General features: G+C 70.5%; 4 protein-coding genes. All 4 read left to right on the top strand.

Annotation, left to right across the window (positions count from 1 at the left end; all coding sequences use genetic code 11):
* The first annotated feature begins 77 nt into the window (after positions 1-77).
* The 4 genes from ACFWI9_RS33515 to ACFWI9_RS33500 all read left to right on the top strand — a co-directional run bounded on the left by ACFWI9_RS33515 (position 78) and on the right by ACFWI9_RS33500 (position 3240).
* Positions 78-1043, top strand: coding sequence for a zinc-binding dehydrogenase (locus ACFWI9_RS33515; protein ID WP_387168870.1), 966 nt, complete (start codon positions 78-80; stop codon positions 1041-1043).
* 63 nt (positions 1044-1106) lie between these two features.
* Entirely contained in the window at positions 1107-2450 is a 1344-nt protein-coding gene (locus ACFWI9_RS33510; protein ID WP_387168867.1) for a cellulase family glycosylhydrolase, read from the top strand.
* A 32-nt stretch (positions 2451-2482) separates the two neighbouring features.
* On the top strand, positions 2483-2692 hold the full coding sequence (locus tag ACFWI9_RS33505) for a helix-turn-helix domain-containing protein (RefSeq protein ID WP_387168864.1): 210 nt from the start codon (positions 2483-2485) through the stop codon (positions 2690-2692).
* On the top strand, positions 2692-3240 hold the full coding sequence (locus ACFWI9_RS33500; protein ID WP_387168861.1) for a Clp protease N-terminal domain-containing protein: 549 nt from the start codon (positions 2692-2694) through the stop codon (positions 3238-3240). Before ACFWI9_RS33505 ends, ACFWI9_RS33500 begins: the two co-directional genes overlap by 1 nt.
* Positions 3241-3391 lie beyond the last annotated feature (151 nt).

Genomic DNA, 3391 nt, shown 5'->3' with positions numbered 1-3391 from the left:
CACGCCGTGAAAAGAGGGTGTGTGTCACACCGGTCGGCGGTTCCCGCCGCGTGCCCGCCAGCCCTATCGTCATGGTCATGTTCGCCGCCTACGCCGCACGCATCGATCGTGACCAGCCGCTGACCGGACTCGAACTGGGCGAACGCCCGGCGCCCGACGTGCCCCCGGGCTGGACGGTCGTGAACGTCAAGGCCGCTTCCCTCAACCACCACGACCTGTGGTCGCTGCGGGGCGTGGGCCTGTCCGAGGACAAGCTCCCGATGATCCTCGGCTGCGATGCCGCGGGCATCGACCCGGACGGCAACGAGGTCGTGATCCACTCCGTGATCGGCCAGACCGGTCACGGCGTCGGCCCGAACGAGCCCCGCTCGATCCTGACCGAGCGCTACCAGGGGACCTTCGCCGAACAGGTGGCCGTACCGGCCTGGAACGTACTGCCCAAGCCGAAGGGGCTCTCCTTCGAGGAGGCCGCCTGTCTGCCGACCGCCTGGCTGACGGCGTACCGCATGCTCTTCACCAACGCGGGGGTACGCCCGGGCGACTCGGTGCTCGTCCAGGGCGCGGGCGGCGGCGTCGCCACCGCGGCGATCGTGCTCGGCAAGGCGGCCGGACTGCGCGTCTACGCCACCAGCCGCGACGAGGCCAAGCGCAAGCGGGCCGTGGAACTCGGCGCGGTGGACGCCTTCGAGCCCGGCGCCCGGCTGCCACAGCGGGTGGACGCGGTCATCGAGACCGTCGGCGCGGCCACCTGGTCGCACTCGGTCAAGTCGCTGCGCCCCGGTGGCACCCTGGTCATCTCAGGGGCCACCAGCGGCGACCGCCCCTCGCATGCCGAACTCACCCGGATCTTCTTCCTCGAACTGAAGATCGTCGGCTCCACCATGGGCTCCAAGGACGAGCTTGAGGATCTGCTGGCGTTCTGCGAGTCCACAGGCGTACGCCCGGTGATCGACGAGGTGCTGCCGCTGGACCGGGCGCGGGAGGGCTTCGAGAAGCTGGCGGCGGGCGAGCTGTTCGGGAAGATTGTCCTGACCGGCTCTTGATGGTCCGTCAGGTGAGCTGATGGGATCTCCGGCACTGCCGTAAGAGCCGTGCCGGAGGTCGCCATGCACCGCCTTCTCGCCGTTGCCGTCTCCACCGTCCTTCTGACCGCGGGCGCGCCGGCCGCTCCCGCCGACGCCGCTCCCGGTGTACCGCGGTTGACCGACGACCATGGCCGGGTGCTCACCCTGCGGGGCTGGAACATCGAGGACAAGAACCATCGGGGCGACCAGGCCCTGTCCGCGATCACCGAACGCCATCTGCGGGACATGAGGGCCCAGGGTTTCGACTTCGCCAGGCTGCTGGTGTTCTGGGACGACCTCGAACCCGTCCGGGGCCGCTACAGCCAGTCGTATCTGCGCAAGATCGAGCGGATCCTGGACTGGGCCGCGAAGTACGACGTCCAGGTGCTGATCGACGCCCATCAGGACGTCTTCGGACCCGCCTTCGGTCATCGCGGGATCCCCGAGTGGGCGACCCGGACCGACGGACTGCCCTTCACCCCGCATCCGGGCGACTGGTTCGCCGAGTACTTCGAGCCCGCCGTGCAGCGGGCTTTCACACATCTGTACGAGGACCCTGATCTGCGGCGGTCGCAGGCCCGGATGTGGCGTGTGCTTGCCGGACGTTTCGCGGACCATCCCGCCGTGCTCGGCTATGACCTGATCAACGAGCCGATGGGGGAGATGCGGGAGGGCGAGGACCTGCCGTCCGCGGCCCGGCGTATCGAACGTGAGCAGCTCACGGCGATGTACAACCGGCTCGCGGACGCGGTCCGTGCGGTCGACCGGGACAACTGGCTCTTCGTGGAGCCGACGCCCATCGTGGGCGAGGGTGTCCCGACCGGCCTCGGGAGGATCAAGGACCATCGGGTCGTCTACGCCCCGCATTTCTACAACGCCGCGATGGAGGCGGGCCGGGACTACGACCCCGAGGCGGGCTGGATCGAGGAGTACGAGGCCGCGGTGACCGCGTACCCGAAGGCCTACCGGGTTCCGGTGGTGGTGGGGGAGTGGGGGCCGTTGAACAACTCCCTGCCGAACATGGGCCGCTTCTACCGCGAGGCGCTTGCCTCGCTCGCCCGCTACAGCTCCGGCTGGGCGGGCTACGTGTGGTGCTACGGGGGCGGCTACTGCGCTGTGGACGAGGGCGGCCGCTTCCGCGCCAACAAGGAGCAGACGGCGGCGCCGTACGCCCCGGCGGTCGCCGGGGTGGTGTGCGAAGAGGAGTGGGACTCCGTGGCCGGGGTGTACCGGCTGTCGTACGACGCCCGCCCGGGCGTCACCCGGCTGTCGCTACCGGCGGGCGGGCAGGGGTGGCGGGTCGAGGTGTCGGGTGGGGTGCGGCGGGGCGACCGGGTGTACGCGAGGCCGGGTGCGCGGGTGGATGTGGCTGTCAATCGGGGTTGACAGTCGAAGGGGTGTCAACCTAAGTTGACACTATGACCGAAGCAACCGACCTTGCCGAGCGGGCGGGTGATCGCGACCCACGGGTCGGCCTGCGCGCTGTCGCCGCGCTGCGGCGGCTGCTCGAGCAGCTTGAGTCCGTCCAGGTCAGAAGTGCCCGCACTCAGGGCTGGTCGTGGCAGGAGATCGCGGCGGAGCTGGGTGTCAGCAGGCAGGCCGTGCACAAGAAGTACGGGAGGCAGTGATGTTCGAACGGTTCACGACGGGTGCCCGCACTGTGGTGACGGGTGCCGTGGCACAGGCGGAACGCACCGGTTCCGGCACCGTCACCGAAGAGCACCTGCTGCTGGCCCTGCTGGACCAGGAGGACACCAAGGCCGCGTCCGCTTTCCGGGCCCTCGGTGTGCTGGGGCGCCGGTCGTCGGTGGAGTCCGCGCTCGCCGGCGCGAGGCGCCGAGCCGGACTGTCCAGGGCGGACACGGAGGCGCTCGCGGGTCTCGGTATCGACGTGGCGGAGATCGTCGCCAGGGTCGAGGAAACCCACGGCGCGGGCGCGCTGTCCGGCGGCCGCACGGGCTCACGCCGGTGGTCGGGACACAGGTCGTTCACCCGCGAGGCGAAGGAGATCCTGGAGAAGTCCTTGCGCATCGCGGTCGGCCGTCGTGACCGCGCCATCGGGGACGAGCACATCCTGCTGGCCCTGGCGGCCCGGCCGGGCCTGGTGTCGGAGGTCCTCGCGGACCACGGGGCGACGTACGAGTGCCTGGAACGGGAGCTGTTCCTCACGGACTGAGGCGAGCCCCCACGGGTGGAGCACCCAGGCTGCCCCTTTGCGCGGGGCGGCTGGGTCTCGCAGTGTGCCGCACCCCGCTGCGGCGTCCGGCCATCCAGGCCTGTCCGGCGTTCGAGGACGGACGCTCCGGTGTGCCGCACTGGGGTGCGGC

The sequence above is a fragment of the Streptomyces sp. NPDC127084 genome, assembly GCF_042724175.1.
GTDB lineage: Bacteria > Actinomycetota > Actinomycetes > Streptomycetales > Streptomycetaceae > Streptomyces.
This window is presented reverse-complemented; position numbering and strand designations above follow the sequence as displayed.

Excerpts from the sequence above, each read along its gene's own strand:
- ACFWI9_RS33515 (WP_387168870.1), top strand. The coding sequence starts at position 78 with ATGTTCGCCGCCTACGCCGCACGCATCGATCGTGACCAGCCGCTGACC.
- ACFWI9_RS33510 (WP_387168867.1), top strand. The coding sequence starts at position 1,107 with ATGCACCGCCTTCTCGCCGTTGCCGTCTCCACCGTCCTTCTGACCGCG.
- ACFWI9_RS33505 (WP_387168864.1), top strand. The coding sequence starts at position 2,483 with ATGACCGAAGCAACCGACCTTGCCGAGCGGGCGGGTGATCGCGACCCA.
- ACFWI9_RS33500 (WP_387168861.1), top strand. The coding sequence starts at position 2,692 with ATGTTCGAACGGTTCACGACGGGTGCCCGCACTGTGGTGACGGGTGCC.